The organism is Herbaspirillum sp. RTI4 (genome assembly GCF_034313965.1).
GTDB lineage: Bacteria > Pseudomonadota > Gammaproteobacteria > Burkholderiales > Burkholderiaceae_D > Herbaspirillum.
This window is the reverse complement of sequence record NZ_JAVIWQ010000002.1, coordinates 1,063,894-1,090,851: the sequence shown is the minus strand read 5'-3', so window position 1 is coordinate 1,090,851 and position 26,958 is coordinate 1,063,894. Positions and strand designations below refer to the sequence as shown.

General features: G+C 53.5%; 21 protein-coding genes, 2 tRNA genes and 2 rRNA genes. 7 read left to right on the top strand and 18 right to left on the bottom strand.

Annotated elements, in window-relative coordinates; translation table 11 throughout:
- Positions 1-9: 9 nt before the first annotated feature.
- From RGU70_RS05100 to RGU70_RS05055, 10 genes are all read right to left on the bottom strand, one after another.
- A 23S ribosomal RNA gene (locus RGU70_RS05100) occupies positions 10-2,883 on the bottom strand.
- 315 nt (positions 2,884-3,198) lie between these two features.
- Positions 3,199-3,274: transfer RNA gene (locus tag RGU70_RS05095), tRNA-Ala, on the bottom strand.
- Between the two features lie 40 nt (positions 3,275-3,314).
- A tRNA-Ile gene (locus tag RGU70_RS05090) sits at positions 3,315-3,391 on the bottom strand.
- A gap of 129 nt (positions 3,392-3,520) precedes the next feature.
- Positions 3,521-5,051 (bottom strand): 16S ribosomal RNA (locus RGU70_RS05085).
- Together the 16S and 23S rRNA genes with 2 tRNA genes alongside form the textbook arrangement of a ribosomal RNA operon.
- 654 nt (positions 5,052-5,705) lie before the next feature.
- Positions 5,706-6,014 (bottom strand): hypothetical protein, encoded by a 309-nt coding sequence (locus RGU70_RS05080; protein WP_322208313.1) that lies wholly within the window; start codon positions 6,012-6,014, stop codon positions 5,706-5,708.
- 92 nt (positions 6,015-6,106) lie between these two features.
- A complete protein-coding gene (locus RGU70_RS05075) occupies positions 6,107-6,967 on the bottom strand; it encodes a cytochrome c oxidase subunit 3 (RefSeq protein WP_322208312.1) in 861 nt (286 codons plus the stop codon).
- Positions 6,968-7,079: 112 nt separating this feature from the next.
- Entirely contained in the window at positions 7,080-7,661 is a 582-nt protein-coding gene (locus RGU70_RS05070) for a cytochrome c oxidase assembly protein (protein ID WP_322208311.1), read from the bottom strand.
- Positions 7,662-7,797: 136 nt separating this feature from the next.
- Positions 7,798-9,411 carry a cytochrome c oxidase subunit I gene (gene ctaD, locus RGU70_RS05065; RefSeq protein ID WP_322208310.1) on the bottom strand — a complete coding sequence of 538 codons (1,614 nt, stop codon included), beginning with the start codon at positions 9,409-9,411 and terminating at the stop codon, positions 7,798-7,800.
- An 18-nt stretch (positions 9,412-9,429) separates the two neighbouring features.
- Complete coding sequence (coxB, locus tag RGU70_RS05060; protein WP_322208309.1) at positions 9,430-10,590, bottom strand: cytochrome c oxidase subunit II; 1,161 nt, start codon at positions 10,588-10,590, stop codon at positions 9,430-9,432.
- 454 nt (positions 10,591-11,044) lie between these two features.
- Positions 11,045-11,986, bottom strand: a complete 942-nt coding sequence (locus RGU70_RS05055; RefSeq protein ID WP_322208308.1) for a methyltransferase domain-containing protein — start codon at positions 11,984-11,986, stop codon at positions 11,045-11,047.
- Between the two features lie 492 nt (positions 11,987-12,478).
- Here RGU70_RS05055 and RGU70_RS05050 point away from each other — a divergent pair, with 492 nt between their 5' ends.
- Both RGU70_RS05050 and RGU70_RS05045 read left to right on the top strand, forming a co-directional pair.
- Positions 12,479-12,874, top strand: coding sequence for a ComF family protein (locus tag RGU70_RS05050; protein ID WP_322208307.1), 396 nt, complete (start codon positions 12,479-12,481; stop codon positions 12,872-12,874).
- Positions 12,875-12,946: 72 nt separating this feature from the next.
- Complete coding sequence (locus tag RGU70_RS05045) at positions 12,947-13,429, top strand: tRNA (cytidine(34)-2'-O)-methyltransferase (RefSeq protein ID WP_322208306.1); 483 nt, start codon at positions 12,947-12,949, stop codon at positions 13,427-13,429.
- 44 nt (positions 13,430-13,473) lie between these two features.
- Here RGU70_RS05045 and RGU70_RS05040 read toward each other — a convergent pair whose 3' ends face one another.
- The 4 genes from RGU70_RS05040 to RGU70_RS05025 all read right to left on the bottom strand — a co-directional run bounded on the left by RGU70_RS05040 (position 13,474) and on the right by RGU70_RS05025 (position 17,312).
- Entirely contained in the window at positions 13,474-14,268 is a 795-nt protein-coding gene (locus RGU70_RS05040; protein WP_322208305.1) for an ABC transporter ATP-binding protein, read from the bottom strand.
- Position 14,269: 1 nt separating this feature from the next.
- Positions 14,270-15,166 carry an ABC transporter permease gene (locus tag RGU70_RS05035; protein ID WP_322208304.1) on the bottom strand — a complete coding sequence of 299 codons (897 nt, stop codon included), beginning with the start codon at positions 15,164-15,166 and terminating at the stop codon, positions 14,270-14,272.
- 121 nt (positions 15,167-15,287) lie between these two features.
- Positions 15,288-16,262: an ABC transporter substrate-binding protein gene (locus RGU70_RS05030; RefSeq protein ID WP_322208303.1), complete on the bottom strand. Its 975-nt coding sequence runs from the start codon at positions 16,260-16,262 to the stop codon at positions 15,288-15,290.
- Positions 16,263-16,334: 72 nt separating this feature from the next.
- Positions 16,335-17,312 carry an ABC transporter substrate-binding protein gene (locus tag RGU70_RS05025; protein ID WP_416186481.1) on the bottom strand — a complete coding sequence of 326 codons (978 nt, stop codon included), beginning with the start codon at positions 17,310-17,312 and terminating at the stop codon, positions 16,335-16,337.
- 594 nt (positions 17,313-17,906) lie between these two features.
- Here RGU70_RS05025 and RGU70_RS05020 point away from each other — a divergent pair.
- Positions 17,907-19,157 carry an ISL3 family transposase gene (locus tag RGU70_RS05020; protein WP_322207916.1) on the top strand — a complete coding sequence of 417 codons (1,251 nt, stop codon included), beginning with the start codon at positions 17,907-17,909 and terminating at the stop codon, positions 19,155-19,157.
- Positions 19,158-19,182: 25 nt separating this feature from the next.
- The gene (locus tag RGU70_RS05015; protein WP_322208302.1) at positions 19,183-19,665 is read left to right on the top strand and encodes a copper chaperone PCu(A)C; all 483 of its coding nucleotides are present in this window, start codon (positions 19,183-19,185) and stop codon (positions 19,663-19,665) included.
- A gap of 231 nt (positions 19,666-19,896) precedes the next feature.
- Here RGU70_RS05015 and RGU70_RS05010 read toward each other — a convergent pair whose 3' ends face one another.
- The 4 genes from RGU70_RS05010 to RGU70_RS04995 all read right to left on the bottom strand — a co-directional run bounded on the left by RGU70_RS05010 (position 19,897) and on the right by RGU70_RS04995 (position 23,508).
- Positions 19,897-20,376 (bottom strand): adenylyltransferase/cytidyltransferase family protein, encoded by a 480-nt coding sequence (locus RGU70_RS05010; RefSeq protein ID WP_322208301.1) that lies wholly within the window; start codon positions 20,374-20,376, stop codon positions 19,897-19,899.
- A gap of 109 nt (positions 20,377-20,485) precedes the next feature.
- A complete protein-coding gene (locus RGU70_RS05005; protein ID WP_322208300.1) occupies positions 20,486-21,364 on the bottom strand; it encodes a ferritin-like domain-containing protein in 879 nt (292 codons plus the stop codon).
- A gap of 156 nt (positions 21,365-21,520) precedes the next feature.
- Complete coding sequence (locus tag RGU70_RS05000) at positions 21,521-22,174, bottom strand: PhaM family polyhydroxyalkanoate granule multifunctional regulatory protein (protein ID WP_322208299.1); 654 nt, start codon at positions 22,172-22,174, stop codon at positions 21,521-21,523.
- An 80-nt stretch (positions 22,175-22,254) separates the two neighbouring features.
- Positions 22,255-23,508 carry a branched-chain amino acid ABC transporter substrate-binding protein gene (locus tag RGU70_RS04995; protein WP_322210703.1) on the bottom strand — a complete coding sequence of 418 codons (1,254 nt, stop codon included), beginning with the start codon at positions 23,506-23,508 and terminating at the stop codon, positions 22,255-22,257.
- A gap of 192 nt (positions 23,509-23,700) precedes the next feature.
- On the opposite strand from RGU70_RS04995, the gene RGU70_RS04990 reads away from it, so the two are divergent.
- Genes RGU70_RS04990 through queC form a run of 3 tightly spaced genes read left to right on the top strand, consistent with a single transcriptional unit; the run spans position 23,701 to position 26,260 of the window.
- The gene (locus tag RGU70_RS04990) at positions 23,701-24,717 is read left to right on the top strand and encodes a DUF3108 domain-containing protein (RefSeq protein WP_322208298.1); all 1,017 of its coding nucleotides are present in this window, start codon (positions 23,701-23,703) and stop codon (positions 24,715-24,717) included.
- Positions 24,718-24,768: 51 nt separating this feature from the next.
- Positions 24,769-25,527 carry a DUF3108 domain-containing protein gene (locus tag RGU70_RS04985; protein ID WP_322208297.1) on the top strand — a complete coding sequence of 253 codons (759 nt, stop codon included), beginning with the start codon at positions 24,769-24,771 and terminating at the stop codon, positions 25,525-25,527.
- A gap of 4 nt (positions 25,528-25,531) precedes the next feature.
- Entirely contained in the window at positions 25,532-26,260 is a 729-nt protein-coding gene (gene queC / locus RGU70_RS04980) for a 7-cyano-7-deazaguanine synthase QueC (RefSeq protein WP_322208295.1), read from the top strand.
- Positions 26,261-26,958: the final 698 nt, after the last annotated feature.

Below are 26,958 nucleotides of genomic sequence, written 5' to 3'. Positions count from 1 at the left end.
TAAGGTTATAGGGACAAGCCTCACGGGCAATTAGTATCAGTTAGCTTAACGTATTACTACGCTTCCACACCTGACCTATCAACGTCCTGGTCTCGAACGACCCTTTAGGGGAATCTAGTTCCCGGGAAGTATCATCTTAAGGCGAGTTTCCCGCTTAGATGCTTTCAGCGGTTATCTCTTCCGAACTTAGCTACTCGGCAATGCCACTGGCGTGACAACCGATACACCAGAGGTTCGTCCACTCCGGTCCTCTCGTACTAGGAGCAGCCCCCTTCAAACTTCCAACGCCCACGGCAGATAGGGACCAAACTGTCTCACGACGTTTTAAACCCAGCTCACGTACCACTTTAAATGGCGAACAGCCATACCCTTGGGACCGGCTACAGCCCCAGGATGTGATGAGCCGACATCGAGGTGCCAAACTCCCCCGTCGATATGAACTCTTGGGAGGAATCAGCCTGTTATCCCCAGAGTACCTTTTATCCGTTGAGCGATGGCCCTTCCATACAGAACCACCGGATCACTATGTCCTACTTTCGTACCTGCTCGACTTGTCAGTCTCGCAGTTAAGCACGCTTATGCCATTGCACTATTAGCACGATGTCCGACCGTACCTAGCGTACCTTCGAACTCCTCCGTTACACTTTAGGAGGAGACCGCCCCAGTCAAACTGCCTACCATGCACTGTTCCCGATCCGGATAACGGACCAAGGTTAGAATCTCAAACAAACCAGGGTGGTATTTCAAGGTTGGCTCCACGCAAACTAGCGTTCACGCTTCAAAGCCTCCCACCTATCCTACACAGATTGGTTCAAAATTCAATGCAAAGCTACAGTAAAGGTTCATGGGGTCTTTCCGTCTAGCCGCGGGTAGATTGCATCATCACAAACATTTCAACTTCGCTGAGTCTCGGGAGGAGACAGTGTGGCCATCGTTACTCCATTCGTGCAGGTCGGAACTTACCCGACAAGGAATTTCGCTACCTTAGGACCGTTATAGTTACGGCCGCCGTTTACTGGGACTTCAATCAAGAGCTTGCACCCCATCATTTAATCTTCCAGCACCGGGCAGGAGTCACACCATATACGTCCACTTTCGTGTTTGCATAGTGCTGTGTTTTTATTAAACAGTCGCAGCCACCTTTTTATTGCAGCCCTTTTGTCCTTCTGGCGCAGGCCAGTCAAACTACTAGGGCGTACCTTATCCCGAAGTTACGGTACAAATTTGCCGAGTTCCTTCTCCCGAGTTCTCTCAAGCGCCTTAGAATACTCATCTCGCCCACCTGTGTCGGTTTGCGGTACGGTCTCGTTAGACTGAAGCTTAGAGGCTTTTCTTGGAACCACTTCCAATTGCTTCGTGAATAAATTCACTCGTCCCAACCCCTTGAATTACGCTACCGGATTTACCTAGTAGCCTTCTGTGAGTTAGGAACCGGGACTTCCAACACCCGGACAACCTTCCGCGATCCGTCCCCCCATCGCATCTAACGACGGTGCAGGAATATTAACCTGCTTCCCATCAGCTACGCATCTCTGCCTCGCCTTAGGGGCCGACTCACCCTGCTCCGATGAACGTTGAACAGGAAACCTTGGGCTTACGGCGTGGGGGCTTTTCACCCCCATTATCGCTACTCATGTCAGCATTCGCACTTCTGATACCTCCAGCATCCTTTACAAGACACCTTCGCAGGCTTACAGAACGCTCTCCTACCATATGTGTAAACACATATCCGCAGCTTCGGTGACTGGCTTAGCCCCGTTACATCTTCCGCGCAGGACGACTCGATCAGTGAGCTATTACGCTTTCTTTAAAGGGTGGCTGCTTCTAAGCCAACCTCCTGACTGTTTTAGCCTTCCCACTTCGTTTTCCACTTAGCCAATCTTTGGGACCTTAGCTGGCGGTCTGGGTTGTTTCCCTCTTGACGCCGGACGTTAGCACCCGACGTCTGTCTCCCAAGCTCGCACTCATCGGTATTCGGAGTTTGCAATGGGTTGGTAAGTCGCGATGACCCCCTAGCCATAACAGTGCTCTACCCCCGATGGTGATACTTGAGGCACTACCTAAATAGTTTTCGGAGAGAACCAGCTATTTCCAAGTTTGTTTAGCCTTTCACCCCTACCCACAGCTCATCCCCTAATTTTTCAACATTAGTGGGTTCGGTCCTCCAGTGCGTGTTACCGCACCTTCAACCTGGCCATGAGTAGATCACTTGGTTTCGGGTCTACACCCAGCGACTATCGCCCTATTCGGACTCGATTTCTCTACGCCTTCCCTATACGGTTAAGCTTGCCACTGAATGTAAGTCGCTGACCCATTATACAAAAGGTACGCAGTCACGGAACAAGTCCGCTCCTACTGTTTGTATGCACACGGTTTCAGGATCTATTTCACTCCCCTTCCGGGGTTCTTTTCGCCTTTCCCTCACGGTACTGGTTCACTATCGGTCGATGTCGAGTATTTAGCCTTGGAGGATGGTCCCCCCATGTTCAGACAGGATTTCACGTGTCCCGCCCTACTTGTCGCAAGCTTAGTTCCACACTACTGATTTCGTATAAGGGACTATCACCCTCTATGGCAGCACTTTCCAGAGCTTTCTACTATCAATAATGCTAAATCTTGCAGGCTGGTCCCATTTCGCTCGCCACTACTCTGGGAATCTCGGTTGATTTCTTTTCCTGCAGCTACTTAGATGTTTCAGTTCGCCGCGTTCGCTTTTAACACCTATGTATTCAGTGTTAAATGACCCTAAGGCCGGGTTACCCCATTCGGAAATCTGCGGATCAAAGCTTGTTTGCTAGCTCCCCGCAGCTTATCGCAAGCTACTACGTCCTTCATCGCCTGACATCGCCAAGGCATCCACCATGTGCACTTATTCACTTGTCCCTATAACTTTAGCTTCTCATCTGCTGTACTACCGTTCATTCGCAGACAAAAAGTGGTTACAAGGGTATTTCTATGAGTTTAGCGTTTGCCGTATTTCCAAAGCGGTCTTCTAAAACTTAAAGATCACTTCAAATAATACTTTTTTGATTTGATACAATCACACCCATCAATCTCCACTTCTCCACTTGCGTGAATCCGCTTAAATTGATAAATCTTTACTTCTTCCAGATTGTTAAAGAACGAAACAGCTAGTGATCTAAAAGATCAAACCTAAATCCGCACGCTCTTCGCGTTCGACTTAGGTTTGATATTTCTTGGTGGAGGTTGACGGGATCGAACCGACGACCCCCTGCTTGCAAAGCAGGTGCTCTCCCAGCTGAGCTAAACCCCCATTTACTTCTTATCAAACTTCGCTTGATAATCTTGTACCTTGGTGGGTCTGGTTGGGCTCGAACCAACGACCCCCGCGTTATCAACACGGTGCTCTAACCAGCTGAGCTACAGACCCGCTTGGATCAGTACACAGCGGCCAACTCTCGCGCTTTACATCGCGCCCCAGTCGCGCAGCCAAATAACTGTTCTTTTCTTCATTAACTTGTCGATAAGTGTGGACGCTTGACTTCCCCGTGCACTCTAGAAAGGAGGTGATCCAGCCGCACCTTCCGATACGGCTACCTTGTTACGACTTCACCCCAGTCACGAATCCTACCGTGGTAAGCGCCCTCCTTACGGTTAGGCTACCTACTTCTGGTAAAACCCGCTCCCATGGTGTGACGGGCGGTGTGTACAAGACCCGGGAACGTATTCACCGCGACATGCTGATCCGCGATTACTAGCGATTCCAACTTCATGGAGTCGAGTTGCAGACTCCAATCCGGACTACGATACACTTTCTGGGATTAGCTCCCCCTCGCGGGTTGGCGGCCCTCTGTATGTACCATTGTATGACGTGTGAAGCCCTACCCATAAGGGCCATGAGGACTTGACGTCATCCCCACCTTCCTCCGGTTTGTCACCGGCAGTCTCATTAGAGTGCCCTTTCGTAGCAACTAATGACAAGGGTTGCGCTCGTTGCGGGACTTAACCCAACATCTCACGACACGAGCTGACGACAGCCATGCAGCACCTGTGTAATGGTTCTCTTTCGAGCACTCCCAAATCTCTTCAGGATTCCATCCATGTCAAGGGTAGGTAAGGTTTTTCGCGTTGCATCGAATTAATCCACATCATCCACCGCTTGTGCGGGTCCCCGTCAATTCCTTTGAGTTTTAATCTTGCGACCGTACTCCCCAGGCGGTCTACTTCACGCGTTAGCTGCGTTACCAAGTCAATTAAGACCCGACAACTAGTAGACATCGTTTAGGGCGTGGACTACCAGGGTATCTAATCCTGTTTGCTCCCCACGCTTTCGTGCATGAGCGTCAGTGTTATCCCAGGGGGCTGCCTTCGCCATCGGTATTCCTCCACATATCTACGCATTTCACTGCTACACGTGGAATTCTACCCCCCTCTGACACACTCTAGCCGTGCAGTCACAAATGCAATTCCCAGGTTAAGCCCGGGGATTTCACATCTGTCTTGCACAACCGCCTGCGCACGCTTTACGCCCAGTAATTCCGATTAACGCTTGCACCCTACGTATTACCGCGGCTGCTGGCACGTAGTTAGCCGGTGCTTATTCTTCAGGTACCGTCATTAGCCCAGAGTATTAATCCAGACCGTTTCTTCCCTGACAAAAGAGCTTTACAACCCGAAGGCCTTCTTCACTCACGCGGCATTGCTGGATCAGGCTTGCGCCCATTGTCCAAAATTCCCCACTGCTGCCTCCCGTAGGAGTCTGGGCCGTGTCTCAGTCCCAGTGTGGCTGGTCGTCCTCTCAGACCAGCTACTGATCGTCGCCTTGGTAGGCTTTTACCCCACCAACTAGCTAATCAGATATCGGCCGCTCCACGAGCATGAGGTCTTGCGATCCCCCACTTTCATCCTTAGATCGTATGCGGTATTAGCTAATCTTTCGACTAGTTATCCCCCACTCTAGGGCACGTTCCGATATATTACTCACCCGTTCGCCACTCGCCGCCAGGATTGCTCCCGCGCTGCCGTTCGACTTGCATGTGTAAGGCATGCCGCCAGCGTTCAATCTGAGCCAGGATCAAACTCTTCAGTTTAATCTCTGTTTTGTGGCATTGCTGCCTACCCTCTCGGGTATCGCTCACTCAAAATACTGACAGATAATTTCTTTCGATCTTACCTATATTTCTTGTGAACATTTAATGTATAAAGTTTGCGACACTTCCGAAGAAATATCGCCACAGTTCCATCAAACGCCCACACTTATCGACAGTTAATTTTTAAAGAACTTTCAGTCTCATCGCACCCAAGCCGCACACTTCGCCGCCCAACATACTCTGCTACTTCGCATCGCTTTCATTCATCCCTGAACTTCCGCTTATGCCGCAATCACATCGTTTTGTGTCATCGCTAAATTTTGTTTTTCAACTACATTTTTTCTTTTTTCTTCCTGCTCAACAACACAGAAGCGAGATTATGCGACATCCTTAGACTTCAGTCAATACCTTTTTAAACTATTTGGCGAATCGGCTGCTTTCGTCCCACTATTAAAACAACTTACCTGTTTCGCCACTTCCTTTGCCAACCCACTGCCGCCAGCGAAAAGAGGCCGCACTATAGCACGGAGGCAAACTCATAAATAAATAACTCAACACCGCCATCGTGCGCTGACTACTTTAGTGCAATTGAATCTTCCGAGCGCCGCGATCCTTTCTTGGAGCAAAGTCACCGACTACGCGACAAGGGTATTGTTAGAACAATATGGGGCTGCGAATGTTGAACATACAGGCGGCCTGCTCACAAAAGAGCTCCATAGCCCACAGGTACCAGAGAATCTCTAATTTTTGCGTTTTGCCAAAGCGTATGAATTTCTTTTCCAATCCAGCATCACCATCCGCTTTGTACAGGTTGACCGATCGCTTGATCAACGAATCGCCCAACTCGTGCTCTCGAGCCAGCGCTTTAAGACCGATCTCGCCGCCCAGATATTGCAAAACAACTGCCGGCTTGAATTGAGCCGTGCATTTCTTCAATAAAAAACCCCGAAAGTTGATGTTCAACTTTCGGGGTTCAGATCACTTTGTGTGCAGTTTTTTTACTTTGTGAATGTACTGCCTTAAGTGCGGTAGGCAACCACTGACATTAAATCGCCTTACAACCAGTACACCACCACATACAAGCCCAGCCAGACCACGTCAACAAAGTGCCAGTACCATGCCGCACCTTCGAACGCAAAATGACTATCAGGGGTAAAGTGTCCCTTCAGATGGCGGTATAACACCACCGACAACATGATCGCTCCGATAGTGACATGGAAACCATGGAACCCGGTCAGCAAAAAGAAGGTGGAACCGTAAATGCCGGATGTCAGCTTGAGGTTGAATTCCTGATAGGCCTCGGTGTATTCGAACGCCTGGAAACACATGAACGTCGCCCCCAGCAGAATCGTCAGAAACAACCAAACTGAGGTTTGCGTCCGGTGCCCGGCGCGCAAGGCGTGGTGAGATAAGGTCAGCGTCACGCCGGAGGTCAGCAGCAGAGCGGTGTTGATCGTGGGGATAGGAAACGGCCCCATGGTGCGGAACGGTTCTACCAGATTAGCCGGGCCCAGGTTGCCCCAATGGGCGGTGAAATCCGGCCACAGGACTTTATGATCCAGATCTGCGAGCCAAGGCATGGAAACGCTGCGGGCGTAAAACAGTGCGCCAAAAAATGCAGCAAAAAACATGACTTCGGAAAAGATGAACCAGCTCATGCTCCACCGGAACGACAAGTCAATCTGCTTGCTGTACAGACCGGATTCGGATTCGCCGATGGCCTGGCCGAACCATTTGTACAGCACCACCAAAAATCCAAGCAAACCGACGATATTGACAAATGGCGCCCAAGATTCGCCATTCACCCAAGCCGATGCGCCAATCATCATTACCAGCAGCGACACGCCTGCGAATAGCGGCCATCCGGATGGACCCGGCACAAAATAATGCGGCGCCTTCATGTTTTGAGCACTCATTGCATCTCTCCCAATACCTAATCAAATAACTTCATTGGCCATCACGCAAACTGTCCACGGAGGCATCACTTCGGGGATCGCTCATCTGCCGCTCTGCGGAATCAGCGATGATTTAAGTCTTGCCCGACCCCGACACTCCACCGACTTCAAAAAACGTGTACGACAAGGTGATGGTCTTTATATCTTTCGGCAAAGCCGGATCGATAAAAAACACGACCGGCATCTGCTTGGCCTGATTTGGCCCCAGCGTTTGCTGGGTAAAACAAAAACATTCGACTTTTTTGAAAAACGCCATTGCCTGCTGCGGCGCATAGCTTGGTATCGCTTGCGCATCCATCTTGCGCGCCTGTGTATTAACCACTTCGTAGACCACCTGAGTCATTTCACCAGGGTGCACCTGCAAGCTATTGACCGTCGGACGAAAACGCCATGGACCGCGCGAATTGGCATCAAACTCCACCGTTACGATCCGATTTTTATCGATTTGCGTATTGACCGGTGCCTTCACTGTTTCATCTTTCGGCGTCAGAAAATTCACACCGGTCAATTCGCAGATTCTTTTATACACAGGCACCAAGGCATAACCAAAGCCGAACATCAGCACAGCAATCAGCACCAGCTTGGTGAACACCTGCCGGTTCAATAATCTTGTCTGCACCACCTCATCAGACTGCTTATTGTCATCAGCAGGCATTAACTAAACCACAGTCTTTTAAAAAAGATGGCAACGAAGAAAAAGAGCGCCAAACCACCCACCATCAATGCAGTGCGTAAATTTTTCGATTTCAACTTATCAGTCATAGATAGCAGCAGGCTTTCGCCTGCCATCCTTATTTAACGACGGGTGGAATTTCGAAAGTATGGAAAGGTGCAGGGCTAGGCACAGTCCACTCCAAACCTTCGGCGCCTTCCCAAGGCTTATCTGCAGCCTTCTGGCCACCCTTGATTGCTGGAATCACGACCCAGAACAGGAAGTACACCTGGGTCAGACCAAAACCGAGCGCGCCAACCGATGCCAACATATTGAAATCGGTGAACTGCGCCGGATAGTCGGCATAGCGGCGCGGCATACCGGCCAACCCCAGGAAATGCATAGGGAAGAAGGTGATGTTGAACCAGATCAGCGAATTCCAGAAATGAATCTTGCCGCGGGTCTCGTTGTACATGAAGCCAGTCCACTTAGGACTCCAGTAGTAGAACCCGGCAAACAGCGCGAACAGCGAACCGGCGACCAGCACATAGTGGAAATGCGCCACCACGTAGTAGGTATCCTGCATTTGAATGTCGATAGGCGTGACCGCCAGAATCAGACCGGTAAAACCACCCATGGTGAAGACGAAGATGAATCCGATCGAAAACAGCATCGGCGTTTCAAATGTCATCGAGCCGCGCCACATCGTCGCAATCCAGTTGAAAATCTTGACACCGGTAGGTACCGCAATGAGCATCGTGGCGTACATGAAGAACAGTTGCGCAGTCACCGGCATGCCGGTGGTGAACATGTGGTGAGCCCAGACGATGAACGACAGAATGGCAATCGATGCCGTCGCATACACCATCGATGCATAGCCGAACAGTTGCTTGCGGGCGAACGCCGGAATGATCTGCGAGACGATACCAAACGCCGGCAGAATCATGATGTACACCTCAGGGTGACCGAAGAACCAGAAAATATGCTGGTACATCACCGGATCGCCGCCACCGGCAGCATTAAAGAAGGACGTGCCGAAATGGCGATCGGTAAGGGTCATCGTAATCGCGCCTGCCAGAACCGGCATCACGGCAATCAGCAGGTAGGCCGTAATCAACCAGGTCCAGCAAAACATCGGCATCTTCATCAGTGTCATGCCGGGCGCGCGCATATTGAGCACCGTGACGATGATATTGATCGAGCCCATGATCGACGATGCGCCCATGATGTGGATGGCGAAAATTGCCATATCCATCCCTGGCCCCATTTGCGTCGACAGCGGCGCATACAAGGTCCAGCCGGCAGCAGTTGCGCCGCCCGGCACCAGGAACGATGTTGCCAGCAGCAGTGCCGCCGGCGGGAGCAACCAGAATGAAAAGTTGTTCATCCGCGCAAATGCCATATCGGAGGCACCGATTTGCAATGGGATCATCCAGTTGGCGAAACCCACGAACGCCGGCATGATCGCGCCAAACACCATGATCAGACCGTGCATCGTGGTCAGCTGATTAAAGAACTCCGGCTTGAAGAACTGCAGTCCGGGCTGGAACAGCTCGGCACGAATCAACAGGGCCAGTACGCCGCCTGACAACAACATCGTGAACGAAAACCACAGGTAAAGGCTACCGATATCCTTGTGATTGGTGGCAAACAGCCAACGACGCCAGCCGTGCGGATGATCATGTGCATGATCATCGCCGTGGTCGTGCTTATGTGCGGGATCGTGTGCGTGATCGACGGTGGTTATACTCATTTCAATCTCCCGATTCAGTTACTTGCGCGCAGCCAGTACTTCCGCTGGTTGAACTATGTTTTCCTGGGCCTTGTTGGACCAGCTATTGCGTGTATAGGTAATCACGGCGGCGATTTCAGTATCGGACAGAACCGACTTCCAGGCAGGCATCGCATTTTTACCATTCAACAACAGGTTGATTTGCGCTGCACGAGGGCCATTGACGATAGGATCGGCATCCAGTGCCGGGAACGCGCCGGGCACACCCTTGCCGTTTGCCTGATGGCAGACGGCGCAATTGGCAGTGAATACTTTTTCGCCGCGCGTCTTCAGCTCATCGATAGTCCAGACCTTGTTAGGGTCTTCCGCCTTCGCGGCCATTTCCTTGAGCTTGCCGTCGGACCAGATTTTGTAATCCGCTTCGCTGACGACATTGACGACGATAGGCATGAAGGCATGATCCTTGCCGCACAATTCGACGCACTGACCGCGGTAGGTACCGATCTTTTCTGCCTTGAACCAGGTATCCCGGACAAAACCAGGAATCGCATCTTGCTTGACGCCGAAAGCCGGTATGGTCCAGGAATGGATCACATCGTTAGCGGTCGTGATGATACGTACCTTCTTGTTGACGGGTACAACGACCGGATTATCGACTTCGATCAGGTAATTGTCGTTTTTGACTTTGGTGGAATCGACGATTTGTTCATGTGGCGTAGCCAGATTGGACAAAAAGGAAATGCCGGCACCTTCACCATTGAGGTAATCGTAACCCCACTTCCACTGCATACCGGTAGCCTTGATAGTCAGATCGGCGTTGGAAGTATCCTTCATCGCCACAACTGTCTTGGTGGCAGGCAAGGCCATGCCGATGACGATAATGAAGGGGATGATGGTCCAGGCAATCTCGACTGCCGTACTCTCATGAAAGCTGGCCGACTTATGACCGAGCGACTTACGATGTTTGAGAATCGAGTAAAACATCACGCCAAACACGGCAAAGAAAATCACCAGGCAGATGATCAGCATCAGCGTGTGCAGCGAATAAATCTGCTCTGCAATTTGCGTCACAGGCGGTTGAAAATTCATCTGGAGTACTGCCGGCCCACCCTTGCTGTCAACCACCGCCTGCGATGGCATGGAAGCCGCCAGAAGCGATGCACCAAGCATCAACGATTGAAGGCGCGTCGCATTTTTCATGATTTCCACAAATGCCTCGGATATAATAATTATTAAATTTTACTCAAGAAAAAAGTTGCTGCCGTCATCCTTCTTTCGACGACACGACTACTTTCTTCCTACTTAGGTTCACGCAAAAAACCGCGACTCCCGACTGCCTTTACGGCCCTACCAAACGCTCCACTCGCTATACCCAAGCCTATCTGCCCTCCGAAAATCGAGATCAGCAATGGTCGGGAACAACATGACGGGCAATCGCTTAATACCTGCATGCATCAAGCTGGCACTAATACTATAAACATCTGCCCCGAACGCGTTCGCAGAAGCTAAAACCCTTGAATTATACGGTGCAACCTGATTTTGTATCGAAATGTTTCGTGGTTCCCATAGCGTGCATGCAAAGAGATCCTCTCATCCCAAACTAACACCGCTGACCTCTTACTTGCTCCCCTGCTTATTTTCGTACATTTACAATTTATTTTTTAGGGGAATCAAAGCGAATGATCGACTCCCCGCTGGCGATTTTCTTGGCCTCCGGCCGAAATGCATGTCCGTACACCACCTCAAAACTCAGGCCCAGCTTGCCGTCAGGACGCCGCTGACTTTCAAGCGCCTGAATCAGTCGCTCTTTAGCGGCCCGTCCAAGCAAGCCGCGCTGCCGGGTTTCAAGCGGATTACCACCCCAGGCGCGCGCATCGCGCAGTAACTGCTGCGCAGAATCGTACGTCACCGTAATCATTTCCATATCCATGACCGGAGTTGAGAAACCGGCCGTAACCAACATATCGCCAAAATCGTGCATATCGACAAATGGCAAGACATGCGGAGCATCGTCAACCGCCTCGAAGGCCTGACGGATCTCGCGAAAAGTGTCTGGCCCAAAACAGGAAAACATGACGACACCACCGACCCGCAGCACCCGCCGCCATTCAGCAAACAGTCGATCCGGCTGCGGATGCCAGTGCAGGGCGAGATTCGACCACACCAAGTCAAGCGCATTCGTGCCAAACGGTAATTGCGCAAAATCGCCACATAATAATTGTCCGCTGGCCTGATCGGCGCGTCGGCCTGCCGGGAGCCAGGCGGAGAGCCAGCGATGCAAAGAAGACCATGCCTGTCTGCGACGTTCGAGCGCCACTGCCAGCATCGCCGATGCGCCATCCAATCCGATGACTTGAGCCGCCGGAAATCGCTGTTGCAAGACAAGCAAATCGGCACCTTCGCCACAGCCAGCATCCAGCACTTGCTGCGGCTCGATGTTGATCAGCGCGAGCCGCTCCTGCATACGGGAAGCAATTTCACGCCGTAAAAAGTCCGATCCGGCGACACGCTCAGTATTCGAAAACAATTGGCGGACCAGCGACAGATCAATCGGCGCACTTAATTTGACATCGGAAAAAGGAGGGATAACAGACATAGAGCCGTGGCGATTCCAATGAGATAATCGGCGTAGTGTAGTTGATTTCCCACCGCAAGGCGGCTGGCGTGCTTGTGGGGGTAATTCACCGAACAATTCACATTTTTACTGCTAATGCCTTCTCGTACCCACCATCTACTCCAGCGCCTCGCACCAGTGTCACACACCGTGGCTCGCCTGATGAAATATTTGCTGCCAGCCAGCTGCGCCTTGTGCGGACGCGAAGCAGCCGCTGCTCTTTGTACCGGTTGCCAGCTTCAGTGTATGGGGCCGCATGTACTCCGCTGCAAACAATGCGCGTTGCCTTTAGCACTTACCGAAACGTCAAGTCGCTGCGGAGCCTGTCTCTCAAAAACACCCGCTTTCGATGCCACCATCGCGCTCAGTACTTACGCTGCGCCCTTGGATCACCTGTTGCTCGGATTGAAATTTGGAGGGCAGCTTGCGTTCGCGCCACTTTTTGCACAATTGCTCTCAGACGCTACGCAAAACGTGGAATCGCCTTCCTACCTGCCGCCATCATCGCGGCCATCGCTGTTGATCGCCGTACCATTAGGCGCGCGCCGCCTGCAGGAACGCGGCTACAATCAGGCACTTGAAATTGCTCGTCCGCTAGCGGCCTTGATGAATTTGCCGCTCGCGCCGCAACTGGTCGCCAGACAATACGAGACTCAAGCACAGACCCGTCTCACTTTGCGGGCGCGGCAACGTAATTTGCAGGCCGTATTCCTGCCGACGGTGCAAACGGGAATCGAATTACGTGGCCAACACATCGGTATAGTCGACGATGTCATGACCACCGGCGCCACCCTCAATGAGTTAGCATCCACGCTCAAACAGAATGGTGCCGTGCGCATTACCAACTTCATCGTGGCCCGAACGGCCTGAAGAGGCGTAATTGATTTCATGTTGATCAGCGAAACCTTTCGCCATCCCACTCACCCGTATCAGGAGCTACCCGTGTTTCACGTCGTACTTGTAGAACCAGAAATACCACCGAACACCGGCAACATCATCCGCCTTTGCGCCAATACCGGTGCGCAGCTGCATCTGATAGAGCCGCTCGGCTTTCCGCTGGACGACGCCAAAATGCGCCGCGCAGGATTGGATTACCACGATTACGCGACCATGCGCGTCCATCCGCACTGGCAGGCATTCATGGAAAGTATGCAAGGGAATGTGGATTTTCAGCCTCAACGCATGTTTGCATTGACGACCCACGGGTCGGCCTCATTTGCCGATTCGGTCTTTCTGCCAGGCGACGTCTTTGTATTTGGCTCCGAAACCCGGGGACTCGATCCCGCGCTACGAGAATCATTTGCCCCCGACCGACGCATCCGTTTGCCAATGCGCCCGGACAACCGCAGCCTCAATCTCTCCAATACCGTTGCAGTAGTCGTTTATGAGGCCTGGCGTCAAAATGGTTTTGCCGGTGGCGCCTGAAATAAAGTACCAGACCCCGGCGGCAGAATAAAAAAACAGAAATCTCAGCCAAGCAACAAGGCGTCATCGGCCAGCGCTTCACCACGAGTCTGCTCGAACATGCGCAATAAGTCAGGAACATCGAGACCGGCACGCTCAGGCCCAGCAACGTCCAATACCACTTTGCCTTGATGCAGCATCACGGTACGCGTACCGTAATCAAGCGCCTGCCTCATGCTGTGCGTCACCATCATCGTGGTCAGCTTATTTTCCGCAACGATTTTGTCAGTCAACTCAAGCACAAAAGCGGCAGTTTTTGGATCAAGCGCTGCCGTATGCTCGTCCAGTAACAAAATACGGGAGGGCTGTAACGAGGCCATCAACAAACTCACTGCCTGTCGTTGTCCACCCGACAGAAGACCGATGCGGTCGGTCAATCGGTTTTCCAGACCCAGGTTAAGCACGGCCAACCTGTCGCGAAACAACTCCCGCATAGGCCGCTTGATAGCAAAACCCAAGCCGCGTCGTTTTCCCCGCGCCATGGCCAGCGCCATATTTTCTTCGATCGTGAGCGCTTCACAAGTCCCCGCCATCGGATCCTGAAATACGCGCGCCACCATACCCGCGCGTTGCCAGGCATGTTTCCGCGTGACGCTGACACCATCGATATCGATACTGCCCTCGTCTACCAGAAGATCGCCTGAAATCGCATTGAGGAAAGTAGATTTTCCTGCGCCGTTAGAACCGATGACAGAAACGAACTGTCCGGTAGGAATTTCCAGATCAAGACCACGCAAGGCCTTGTTCTCAATTGGTGTTCCTGCATTGAAGGTGATGTGCAGTCCCTGTGCTTTCAACATATCAGTTGCCTCCGTTTTTGCGCATGAGCATTTTGCGTCGACCCATCGGCAACACCAGCGCCAGCATCACCAGCACCGCTGTAACCAGGTTGAGGTCTTGCGCCTGCAAACCGATGAAATCACTGTTGAGCGCCAGCGCAATAAAGAAGCGATAGAGGATTGCACCCAAGATCACCGCCAGCGTGGTCCACACCATGCGGCGCGCAGGCAATATCGTCTCGCCGATGATGACGGCGGCTAATCCGATGACAATGGTTCCAATCCCCATCGAAATATCAGCGCCGCCCTGGGTTTGCGCAAACATCGCGCCCGACAGGGCAACCAGCGCATTGGCCAGTGCCATGCCGGCCAAAGTGGCACGTCCTGTAGCGACCCCTTGCGCCCGCGCCATACGGGCATTCGCACCGGTGGCGCGCATCGCAAGGCCGGTTTCTGAGGAGAAGAACCAATCCACCAACAACTTAACGATAACGACCAGTACCAACAGCAACAATGGGCGCAGTACGTAATCAGGCAACCAGTCCGGCTGCAATAAAGTGAAAATAGTTGGCTCATTGATGAGCGGAACATTGGGCCGCCCCATCACACGCAAATTAATCGAATACAGGGCGATCATCATCAAAATACTCGCCAGCAGATCCATGATTTTGAGCCGCACATTGAGCCAGGCCGTGGTCAGGCCAGCGGCGGCCCCGGCCAGTATGGCAACCCCAGTCGCCAGAAACGGATTGAACCCAGCCGAGATCATGGTTGCGGCCACTGCGCCGCCCAATGGAAAACTGCCATCGACAGTCAGATCGGGGAAATTCAGGATGCGGAAAGAAATCAATACACCAAGCGCTACCAGGCTGAAAATCAATCCTATCTCCAGCGCGCCCCATAACGTGTACAACGACATAAATAAACTTTCTCAAAAAACATACAGCATCCGCGGATCACGCCAATGCCTTTGCTATAAGCCGCACATAATTGATAAATAGCCGCGCAGCCGGGGTTAAACGATTTTCCGCAAAGCGGGATCAGTTGATGACTGTAGTGGCCGACTTGATGAATGCAGGACTCAGCGTGAGACCCTGTTTGTGAGCTGCAGCAGTATTGACGAACAGGTCCAGATTATCGCTCTTCGCCGGTGCAATATCGCCCGGCTTCTCTCCGCGCAGGATACGGCCGACCATTTTGCCCGTCTGACGACCCAGATCATAGAAATTAACACCCAGCGCGGCAATCGCACCACGTCTGACGCTGTCCGTATCCGATGCCACCAAAGGGATTTTGGCGTCGTTGCACACTTTGACCAATGCCTCATACGTTGCAACGACATTGTTGTCGGTCGTACTGTAAATCAGGTCAACCTTCCCGACCAGACTCCTGGCGGCAGACGATACATCCACCGACCGTGGGGCTGCCGCCTCGACTAGCGTGATGCCCTCTTTTTCCAAAAGCAATTTGATATTTTTGACAACGACAACCGAATTAACTTCGCCAGGATTGTAAACAATCCCGATGCGCTTGACGTGTGGCAGTACTTTTTTGATGATTTCAATTTGCCTTGTCAAATCCATCATGTGCGACATGCCGGTGACATTGGTCCCTGATGGAGCCCAATTTTTGACCAACTGTGCTGCAATCGGATCAGCAATACCAGAAAAAACGATAGGAATGGTTTTCGTCGCAGCCACTAATGGCTGGGCCGAAGGCGTGGCGATCGCCACAATCACATCTGGATTTTCACCAACGAATTTACGGGCAATCTGAGCCGCCGTTCCCGGATTTCCCTGAGCATTCTGATATTCCCATTTCAAATTTTTCCCTGCCTCGAAACCCTCTGCCTTCAATTCATCGCTGGTACCGTCTCGTATCGCGTCGAGCGCAGGGTGATCGACGATAGCGGTGATTAGCACTTTTTTATCAGAAGCCTGTACCGGCATGCTACAGATCATTGTCAATGCCAGCGCGCCGGCAATGATGCGTGCCGGAGGTTTTACTACAAACATTTTCTCTCCCAGTTGGATAGGCCTCGCTTCGATGGCGAGGCCTTTTATTTTTTCTGCGAATAACTGACGATACTACTTGATGACAGTTTTTGCCGACTTAATTAGCTCAGGCGACAATGTAACCCCTTGCTTCTGCGCAGCGGCAGTGTTGATGAATAATTCCAGCGTATTACTGGCGGCAGGGGCGATGTCACCCGGATTTTCACCCTTTAAAATACGTGCGACTTCCTTGCCTGCCTGCCTTCCAAGATCATAATAATTGATTCCCAGTGCGGCAATCGCACCACGCTTGACACTGCTGGTATCGGAAGCAATCAATGGTATTTTGGCATCATTACAAACCTTGGCCAGAGATTCAAACGCGGACACGACATTGTTGTCCGTATTGGCATAAATGACATCCACTCTGCCCACTAAGCTCTTGGCGGCCTGACCGACATCAATTGTCCGAGGAGCAGCCGCACCGACCAGAGTCATGCCGGATTTACCAAGCAATTCCTTAAGTTGCGTCACAACCGCTACCGAATTGGCTTCGCCGGGGTTATATACGATGCCGACGCGCTTGGCACCGGGCACAATGCTCTTGATCAGATTGATCTGCTTTGGCAACTCCAACACATCGGAAACGCCGGTGACATTGGTATGGGAAGGCTGCCAGCTATTGACCAACTGCGCAGCTACGGGGTCAGTAATAGCGAGGAATACTACCGGTATCGATTTAGTTGCGGCAACGACCGCTTGCGCCGAGGGAGTCCCGATCGCGACAATAGCGTCTGGACGGTTGCCGACAAATTTGCGGGCAATCTGTGCGGCTGTTCCAGTGTTACCTTGTGCGCTTTGATAATCCCATTTGAGATTTTTTTCAATTTCGAAACCAGCATCCTTCAATTCGTCGCGAACACCATCACGCGCCGCATCCAGTGCCGGATGCTCGACGATTGCCGTAATTGCCACCGACTTCTCCGCAGCGATGGCTGTTGTAGAAAAAACGGCGCCCAATACCAATGCGCCGAACATCGAATTAAAAATTCTTTTTTGTTTGCCGAGCATGATGTCTCCTTAAATAGTACATGAAGCCTAAAAAACGAAGTCTAGCCGAAGGCATGACAACAATCAACGAAACGGCTGTGAGAGCTAGTCAAACGAACATCACGGAGATAATTTGGTCGTCCACTCTCTTGTTATAATTCTTCATCTATGACGATCCGCCTTCGCAAGTTTTTCATCTGGCTTTGCTTTTTCAGCCTGCTATTGAACGGTGAGTGGCTGCGGGCAGCCTAAGCGTCATCCGGCCTGCCGATGATGCGTATCTGCAGTGTTCTCTCCTCCCAGGTGCCTTTTCATCCATCAGTCCCGCATGGCACGTGCACGCACTGCTGTCACGAATATGCTCCCGCATTCGGCGCCCCCGTATTAACCACTGTGCGACACTACCGACTTACCGGCCATTTACACTTGCCGGTGACGAGAGCACTTTCCGCAGCTTACACGCCCACCGGCATCGCACAAGCTCGCGCCCCTCCTGTGACGACGGGAAACATGGAGCGTACCAAAAACCTGCTGAAACATAAATTATCTGGTTCTTCGGACATTTCTGTGGGTAAGGGGTACGCTATGGCGCAGGTTTAGCCAGGGAGTAGCGCAATGGAAGGCAAGGAGCTGTACCAGAATTTGTTGGGTTTGAATGAACCGTGGACGGTGGAGCGAGTTGATCTGGACATGGCGAAGCTGCATGTTGACGTGCACGTCGCGCACCCTGCCGGTACCCGGTTTGCGTGTCCTGACTGCGCGGCGTCGTGCACGGTCTATGACCATTTGGCGGAGCGTGTTTGGCGGCATCTGGACAGTTGCCAATTTCTGACGTACTTGCATGCCCGGCCACCGCGGATTTCGTGTCCCGAACACGGTGTGCGCCAAGTTGGGTTGCCGTGGGCGGAGCAAGGCAGTCGGTTCACGCATCTGTTTGAAGTGTTGGCCATCGAGTTGCTGCAGGCCGCCAACGTCAAACGCGCAGCGCAGATCCTGCGCATTAGCTGGGATCAAGCGTGGCACCTGATGGAACGCGCGGTATTGCGCGGGCGTGCGGCCAAAGGCGCCGCCGTGCCAAGACAGATTGGTATCGACGAGAAGGCGATTGCGAAAGGCCATCAGTACATGACGCTGGTGTGCGACCGGCAAGCAGCGACGGTGGAGTATGTCGGGGAAGGTCGTACCCAGGAAAGCCTGGCGGCGTACTTTGCCGCCTATAGCAGGGAGCAACTTGCTGGGATCGAGGCGATCAGCCTGGACATGTGGCCGGCGTACATCAGCGGCTGCAAAGCGCACGTTCCGCAGGCGCAGGAGAAGATGGTATTTGATCGCTTCCACATCATGCAGCATGTCGGCAACGGTGTCGATCGCGTGCGCAAGGAGGAACACAAAACACTGCTGCAACAGGGCGACGAAACACTCAAGCGCAGCAAGTACCTGTGGCTCTACAGCGCCGAGAACATGCCTGCAGCTGCACGCGCCAGATTTGATCAGATCAAGCACGGCAACTTGAAAACGGCCCGCGCCTGGGCGCTGAAGGAATCGTTGCGGGGGATGTGGGCTTACCAAAGCCTCGGCTGGGCCAAACGGTTCTGGAAGCGCTGGTATTTCTGGGCCACGCACAGCCGCCTGCCGCCCATGATTGAAAAGGCCAAACTGGTTGCCCGGCACTTGCCCAACATCTTGACCTATTTTAATCATCGCATTACCAATGCCGTCGCAGAAGGATTGAATTCGAAGATTGCAACTGTACAAAAACGCGCCTGTGGCTTCCGAAATCGTGACAACTTCAAGATCGCCATTTACTTCCATTGTGGTGGCCTTGATCTTTATCCGGCATCAGTGACCCACAGGAAAGTCTGTTGAACCAATTATCTAACAAGGAATTTTCATGAAGATTAGTACTTTGCTGTTTGGCGTGATCGTTGCCGCCAGTTTTTCTAACGTCGCCCTCGCCCACGAATACCAGCTAGGTGACCTGCGCATTGATCATCCTTACGCGCGCGCTACCGCACCCGGTCAACCTGCAGGAGGGGCCTATCTGGAAATTTCCAATCAAGGGAAGTCCGGCGACAAACTGATTGCAGTTGCATCGCCGGCGGCACGGTCAACGGAAATTCATACGATGTCGATGGAAGGCGATGTGATGAAAATGCGTGAAGTCGGCGTGATCGACATCAAACCGTCAGAAAAAATTACCATGCGCCCGGGCAATGGCTATCACATCATGATGATCGGATTGAAACAGCAGCTGAAAGCGGGAGATAAAATTCCGCTGACATTGACGTTCGAAAAAGCAGGCAAGTTGGAAGTATCTGTTCAGGTGGAAGAAATGAAAGCCGGCACCCACACCATGGACATGTCAAAGCATTAAACATTCAGTTATGCAGGCAATCCGGTGACCGTATTTCTTACACGTCACCGGAACAGCGCAATCTACAGACCAATACGCCAATACGGCGCGAATTGGACTCGCAAAAAACCACAGAACCTCTGATAAATCTCGCGTGCAAAGCACTCTCAGGACTGCGCCCTCACCGCACTAAAATACAGCCGAGATTTACGCACTGAGCGCAGCTAACTCACTGTAGTTGGTCAAAAATTTTTAGCTTGTTTGTCTGACCTTTGCCAGCAATTGGCTGGTCGAGCGATCATGCTCGAAAGCAATGGCAATCGCGCGACCGCCATATGCAGTCACAGCCTGCCCCTCGGGAATCGTCGCCATGTCGTAATCGCCGCCTTTAACGTAGATTGCTGGTCGCGCCTGCTCCACCACTTCCAGCGCAGTGTCTTCTTCAAAAGGCACGACCAGACTGACTGACTCCAGCGCCGCCACCACCGCCATCCGATCTTCGCAATTATTGAGCGGACGGTCCGCCCCCTTACCCAGTCGCTGCACCGACGCATTGGTATTGACTGCCACGACCAGCGCAGCGCCTTGCGCACGCGCCTGCGCCAGATAACTGACGTGACCGCGATGAAGGATGTCGAATACGCCATTGGTCAGAACAACCGGCTGCGGCAAAGCTGCGATACGTGCCTGCAGTTCCGCCCGCGTACAAATTTTTGCTTCGAAATCAGCCATTCTGGAGTCCGATAAAAAAAGCCGCAAATCATTGCGGCCTTGGTTTTGATAAGAGCAGTAAGCCACGCCATCGGTCAAAAGACATCCGGCACAGCTGATTTGTACGGACTTAAATCGCCGCCGGGACCACTGGCTCTGCCGAGGACGCGGCAACCTCCGCCATGCGACCCACCACTTCCTTGCGGAAACGGTTGAGCTCCTGCACCGTAGTAAACGTGCGCTCAAACAGCAAGGACATGTTGTGCAAAATACGGTCGACCACTTTCTTTTCCCACACGCCGTCGAATTTGATTTGCGTATCAAGCCAGTGTTCCAGCCACTCTGGATCAGGCAAACGGCTTTGAACCGTGTCGTTCGGAAACAGCGCCTGATTGACGTGCAGGTTCGTAGGATGCAAAGGTTTTTCAGTACGCCGCGCCGACGCCATCAATACACCGATTTTGGCAAAGGCAGCCCGTGCAGTGTCACCGACTTCACCCAGTGCTTTTTTCATATAGCGCAAGTAAGCACCGCCGTGACGGGCTTCGTCCTGGCTGATAATTTTGTAAATCTGCTTGATCACGGGCTCTGAATGCCATTCCGAAGCACAGCGGTACCAGTGATTCAGACGGATCTCGCCGCAGAAATGCATCATCAGTGTTTCCAGCTGCGGCGCAGGATCGAATTCAAAGCGCACATTGTGCAATTCTTCTTCGGTCGGCACGAGTTCAGGACGGAAGCGGCGCAGATATTCCATCAGCACCAGAGAATGCTTTTGCTCTTCGAAAAACCAGACCGACATGAACGCACTGAAATCACTGTCATCCCGGTTATCGCGCAAAAACATTTCCGTTGCCGGCAAGGCCGACCATTCAGTAATAGCGTTCATACGAATGGTTTGCGCCTGCTCATCGGTCAGCAGCGTAGGGTCGAACTTATCCCACGGGATGTCCGTTTCCATGTTCCATCGTACTTGTTCAAGCGATTTAAACAGTTCTGGGTACAGCATTGACGCCCCTGCAATTGTGAATAAACGATTAGATTTTACCAATAATTCTAGATGCTCATAATAAACCGAAATCATTTCGCCTATATGACACTCAGTATATATAGCACTGAGCCCTCAATACGTCGCCAACTAGCAGTATCAAGACCCTATCCTGCTTTAAGTGCGCCTGACTTTTGGCTTAACAACCGCACTGGCGGGCTTGGTCGCGCGCGGCGCTGCTTTCTTCGGGGCAGCACGCGGCGCGGCCGGTTTTTTTGCCTTGGCAGCGACTGGTGCCTCAGCCTGTGGCTGCAATGCATTACCTACCGCTTGCTTGAACTGGTCTTGCAACAGATTCCACCATGCGTTCGGATTGGCTAGTGGCGCGGCGGATGCCTCGGTATCTGCTACCGGTTCCGGGGCAGCAGCAGGGGCCGGCTCGGGGACCGGCGGCGCAGCGGCGGATGGCTTGGCGGATGCGCCAGCCGCTGGTGCAGGAGGCCAGGCAGGAAAACCGAAGCCCGAGGCTGTTGGCGGAGTCGCAGGCGATGCCGCCGCCGCGTGCGCGCCAAACATGGACCCCATCGACTGCAACGTGGCGATCGTCGCGCTTTGCACCTCCAGCGTCTGTATGGTGCCGCGTAACATGTTCATATTCAGCTCAAGCCAGGACTCGACCGCCTTCAGATCGGTGATTTTCTTATTAAGCTCCTCGACCGACAAATTCGGTACGGTGGCACCCGGCATACTGGAGCCGCCCCACATTTTTTTAATGAACTCAAAGGAATCGGCCATTGATCCGGTGCCGGGCATCTGGTCAGGCTTGAACATGTTGATCTCCTAGTGTGGCAAATGGGCAATACGCCAGTCGTGCTTAAGGCGCTGTCTTCTGTCTTTATTTCTATGAGCCTCTATCGGACCGGGCGCTGCATGCGGCAAGTGGCAGGCAAGGCAGTTTGCGCCGCCGACAGGTAAAGTTCCGTCTTGAACCCGTAGCCGCTACCCTCGTTATCGAAACGGATCCCACCGTCCGACAGTTTCTGCATGATCGACACATAAAGCGGTTGTATTAATTGATGGTCTTCCGCCCGCATCGTTGCTGCATGAAAAGCGTTTTGATAATGCGCCCCTTCCAGCGCTTTGGCAACCGCCAGCGCTTCGGTACTCTGCGCCTTTTCGATTGCCGCCGCCAACATATCGATCATCACATACATGCGCATGTGCACATAATCGTCGGCTGCCTTGGGGTAACGCTGGCGGAATTGGCGGTAAAACTGGTCGCTGGGCGAATCCGGCGTGCCATCGCCGGCATTCGGATGCCACTCGGCCACTGCCCGCACGCTGCCAACACCGGCGTCACCAATGGCCGCCGGCGCACCCAGCCCGTTGCCGTAGAACGTATAAAATTTGGCGCGAAAACCGGCGGCACTGGCCGCCTTGACCAGCAAGGTCAGATCATTACCCCAGTTGCCGGTAATGACCGTGTCAGCACCACTGTTTCTGATTTTGGCGATATATGGCGCAAAATCCTTGATCTTCCCGATGGGATGCAATTCTTCGCCGACGATCTGAATATCGGGTCGTTTAGCGGCCAGTTGCGCACGCGCCGCCCGCGCCACCTGCTGCCCGAAACTGTAATCCTGCCCTATCAGATACACCCGTTTGGCGTGCGTATCGCCCTTGATCACCTCGGTCAACGCCTGCATGCGCATGTCCGCATTGGCATCAAAACGAAAATGCCAGAAACTGCATTTTTCATTCGTCAGCGCCGGATCGACTGCCGAGTAATTCAAAAATAGCATCCGTTGTTGCGGATTACGCTGATTATTCTTACCCACCGCATCGATCAGGGCCGCAGCAACCGCCGAGCTATTGCCCTCGATGACAAAGGGGATATGCCGCTCGTTCAAGCGCCGCAGCTGCATCAGGCTTTCTTCAACCGCCAGCTGGTTATCGAACAGCACCAGCGCCAAGGGATGTCTGCCATCCGGCAGTTTGACTCCGCCACGCGCATTCACCTTCTCAATGGCAAAGCGGACGTTGCGCACCACGGCGTCGCCGGCATTGGCAAACGGGCCGGAAAGGCCCTCTATCATGCCGATTTCAATCGGTGCGAGAGGGCTGGCCGCGCGCACTGTCGCGCTCCCCAGCAAACTCCCGCACATTAGCAATACTGCCCCGGCATACCGAGACAAAGAAAATCCTGACATGGGGTTCGTCCTTTCACATGGCGGTCAACCCGTAACGCAGAGCAATCCTGCCGCGTCGAGGGCCACGCATTGTACGTGGTTTGCCGGGCTCGTTCCTATAGATAGGTTTACACTCCGGGGATGAGTAAAGGACCCTCCTCCCACCCGATGCGCCCAAGTCAATGGCCAAGACGCGCCAGCGCGCTGGCCATACTCATGCTGAGCGTGCTGCTGCATCTGCAACTGCTACGCTGGGGCAACCGCCAGCTGCAAGAACCCGCTCCGGCCATTTCCCTGCCTAGCGAAATCAAGGTCGAATTGCTCCCCCCACCACCATTGAGTCCACCGCCGCGCCCGAAGCCGCCCACCCCAGCGCCGCAGGCACGCGCCAAAGCCACACCACGGGCCCTGCCGCCCCCCTCTCCAGCGCCAGCAATAGAAGGCAGCGACAACGCCACTGGCACAGCCAATGGCGCGAACAACGGCGCAGAAGCAGCACCGGCTCCGACAGCGCCGGACGCCACTGTCGATGCACAACAACCGGCCTCTCCTCCGCCGTCGGCAGAACTGTTTTATGATGTTCAGGCCTTGCGCGAGGGACAAACTTATTACAGCGGCGCTGCCATACGCTGGAACACCGACGGCAAACGGTATTCGATCCAGGGTCAAGCCAGCATTCTTTTTTTTACCCTGCTCAATTTCAGTAGCGAAGGCGTCGTCAACACGGCCGGACTGGCACCGGAACTCTATTCCGAAAAACGGCGTGGAAAACCGCCTACCGAAACCGTATTCCGCCGCGACCGCAACGTCATCAGTTTCTCCGGCGCCGATCCCGAACACCCTCTCACTGGAGGCGAACAGGATCGCGCCAGTATCCTCTGGCAATTAGCTAGTCTTGGGCACGGCGACAGCAGCCGCTTCGCACCGGGCGCGCAGTTTGATTTTTTCGTTGCAGGCGTACGGGACGGCGACGTTTGGCACATTGAAACGCTGGGCGAAGAAACCATGCGACTGGACGGAGCAGATCTCACCGTCTGGCACTTGGTGCGACTGCCGGGCGGCACCTACGACAAGCGCATCGACATCTGGCTGGCGCCGCAACGCCAATGGTATCCAGTCAAAATACGCTACACCGAAACGAACGGCGATTACGTGGATATGGCCCTATCCCGCATCCAATCCTGATGCCCCTCCGGCATCCTCTCTTACATGCATACACCAGGAAGAAGAAACACGATGATCAGAAAACACCTCCTATTAGGCGCACTCTGCTGCGCGCTACTGGCAACAATCCCGGCCAGCGCCGCGACCGACCCGCATCCCGCGACAAAACGCAGCATCAACCTGCCGCCACCGGCAGAACTCGGCTATGCCATCACGGCGCAGCAAAGCGGTTTGACGCTCAATGGCGATGCGGTCGTGAAATGGCAGCATCAGGCCAATACCTTCAGCGTGCAAACTGAAATCCGCGCCGCCATGCTGGGCAAAATCCTCGATACCAGCAGCAAAGGCATGATCGACAACTACGGTCTGGCCCCCGCCAGTTTCGACGAAAAACGTTTCCGTAAAGATGCCAGCACCACCACCTTCAATCGCAGCACCCGCACCATAGGATTCACGCAAAGCAGCGCCAGCTTTCCTCTGATAGGCGGCGAACAGGATCGCGCCAGCGTCATCTGGCAACTGATTGGCATTGCCCGCGCAGCCGCTAATCGCTTCAAGCCCGGTTCTGAATGGCAGTTCTTCGTTGCCGGTCAACGAGATGCCGAGGCATGGGCCTTCAAAGTAATTGGCCGCGAAAAAATCGACACCGCGCTGGGCCGCATCGAAACGGTACACCTGTTCCGCGCACCGCCACCGGACGATCAGGACCAAAAACTCGATGTGTGGCTGGCACCGGGGCATGACTGGTACCCGGTAAAACTGCGATTTACCGATCCCGACGGCGACTACATAGAACAATCACTGCAAACCATTTCCAAAATTTCACGGTGACATCATGACAAGCAAGCACAATGCCGCCGCGCCGCAAGGCGCACTGGTCCTCTTTAGCGGCGGTCAGGATTCGACCACCTGCCTGGCCTGGGCTCTTGAGCGCTATCCCCGGGTAGAAACCATCGGTTTCGACTACGGCCAGCGCCATGCCGTCGAATTAACGGTACGCCCTACCATCCTGGAAAAAATGCGCGCCATGAACCCGGACTGGGCGGCACGTTTAGATGCCGATCACCTGATCGACCTATCGCTGATCGCCGCCATTTCAGACACCGCCATGACCAGCAACGTCGCCATCACGATGCAGGAAAACGGCTTGCCGAACACCTTCGTCCCGGGTCGCAACCTGCTATTCCTGACGGTAGCGGCCACGGTTGCCTACCGGCGCGGACTCGATGTCCTCGTAGGTGGCATGTGCGAAACGGATTTTTCAGGCTATCCCGATTGCCGCGACGATACGATCAAGGCACTGCAAGTGGCACTCAATCTGGGCATGGCCACCCGCCTGAGACTGGAAACTCCACTCATGTGGATAGACAAAGCCGCCAGTTGGGAACTCGCACGCACACTAGGCGGCGATGCCTTAATCGACTTGATCCGCGCCGACACCCACACCTGCTACCTTGGCGAGCGCGGGACCTTGCATGACTGGGGATATGGCTGCGGCGAATGTCCCGCCTGCGCCTTGCGCGCCAACGGTTACCAACAGTTTGCCGCCGGAAACCCTGCTTAAAAAATCACGGAATCCGCTGTGCACTCAGGAGGAACATGGCAGCACCTTGAACCGCCCGGCGTGCCGCCGGATCCTTCGATACGCCCTCCGGGCTACTCAGGACGAACGGCAGGATATGTAGCCGGCACCCGCTGCCGCTGATGTCCCAGCGGCGCCAGAACCTCTAAGTAAGAGCAAGTAAGCATAGCGAGCGACGCAAGGTCAGGGTAAGAAGCCCAGCCCTACTTTAAGGACGGCTGGGCTTTACCAAGCGGAGAAGAGCATGGCTGTGTCTGAGACGATCAGTATCCGACCTGAACAACTGTGTACCGCCGCTTTTCTCAGGCCGCACCAGAACCGCTGAGTAAGCGTAGCGAGCGACGCAAGGTCAGGGTAAGAAGCCCAGCCCTACTTTAAGGACGGCTGGGCTTTACCAAGCGGAGAAGAGCATGGTTGTGTCTGAGACGATCAGTATCCCGACCTGAACAACTGTGTACAGCCGCTTTTCTCAGGCCGCACCGGAACCGCTGAGTAAGCGTAGCGAGCGACGCAAGGCCAAGGTAAGAAGCCCAGCCCTACTTTAAGGACGGCTGGGCTTTACCAAGCGGAGAAGAGCATGGTTGTGTCTGAGACGATCAGTATCCCGGCCTGAACAACTGTGTACAGCCGCTTTTCTCAGGCCGCACCGGAACCGCTGAGTAAGCATAGCGAGCGACGCA

Excerpts from the sequence above, each read along its gene's own strand:
- RGU70_RS05075 (WP_322208312.1), bottom strand. The coding sequence starts at position 6,967 with ATGAGTGCTCAAAACATGAAGGCGCCGCATTATTTTGTGCCGGGTCCA.
- RGU70_RS05070 (WP_322208311.1), bottom strand. The coding sequence starts at position 7,661 with ATGCCTGCTGATGACAATAAGCAGTCTGATGAGGTGGTGCAGACAAGA.
- ctaD (WP_322208310.1), bottom strand. The coding sequence starts at position 9,411 with ATGAGTATAACCACCGTCGATCACGCACACGATCCCGCACATAAGCAC.
- coxB (WP_322208309.1), bottom strand. The coding sequence starts at position 10,590 with ATGAAAAATGCGACGCGCCTTCAATCGTTGATGCTTGGTGCATCGCTT.
- RGU70_RS05055 (WP_322208308.1), bottom strand. The coding sequence starts at position 11,986 with ATGTCTGTTATCCCTCCTTTTTCCGATGTCAAATTAAGTGCGCCGATT.
- RGU70_RS05040 (WP_322208305.1), bottom strand. The coding sequence starts at position 14,268 with ATGTTGAAAGCACAGGGACTGCACATCACCTTCAATGCAGGAACACCA.
- RGU70_RS05035 (WP_322208304.1), bottom strand. The coding sequence starts at position 15,166 with ATGTCGTTGTACACGTTATGGGGCGCGCTGGAGATAGGATTGATTTTC.
- RGU70_RS05030 (WP_322208303.1), bottom strand. The coding sequence starts at position 16,262 with ATGTTTGTAGTAAAACCTCCGGCACGCATCATTGCCGGCGCGCTGGCA.
- RGU70_RS05025 (WP_416186481.1), bottom strand. The coding sequence starts at position 17,312 with ATGCTCGGCAAACAAAAAAGAATTTTTAATTCGATGTTCGGCGCATTG.
- RGU70_RS05020 (WP_322207916.1), top strand. The coding sequence starts at position 17,907 with ATGGAAGGCAAGGAGCTGTACCAGAATTTGTTGGGTTTGAATGAACCG.
- RGU70_RS05015 (WP_322208302.1), top strand. The coding sequence starts at position 19,183 with ATGAAGATTAGTACTTTGCTGTTTGGCGTGATCGTTGCCGCCAGTTTT.
- RGU70_RS05010 (WP_322208301.1), bottom strand. The coding sequence starts at position 20,376 with ATGGCTGATTTCGAAGCAAAAATTTGTACGCGGGCGGAACTGCAGGCA.
- RGU70_RS05005 (WP_322208300.1), bottom strand. The coding sequence starts at position 21,364 with ATGCTGTACCCAGAACTGTTTAAATCGCTTGAACAAGTACGATGGAAC.
- RGU70_RS05000 (WP_322208299.1), bottom strand. The coding sequence starts at position 22,174 with ATGTTCAAGCCTGACCAGATGCCCGGCACCGGATCAATGGCCGATTCC.
- RGU70_RS04995 (WP_322210703.1), bottom strand. The coding sequence starts at position 23,508 with ATGTGCGGGAGTTTGCTGGGGAGCGCGACAGTGCGCGCGGCCAGCCCT.
- RGU70_RS04990 (WP_322208298.1), top strand. The coding sequence starts at position 23,701 with ATGCGCCCAAGTCAATGGCCAAGACGCGCCAGCGCGCTGGCCATACTC.
- RGU70_RS04985 (WP_322208297.1), top strand. The coding sequence starts at position 24,769 with ATGATCAGAAAACACCTCCTATTAGGCGCACTCTGCTGCGCGCTACTG.
- queC (WP_322208295.1), top strand. The coding sequence starts at position 25,532 with ATGACAAGCAAGCACAATGCCGCCGCGCCGCAAGGCGCACTGGTCCTC.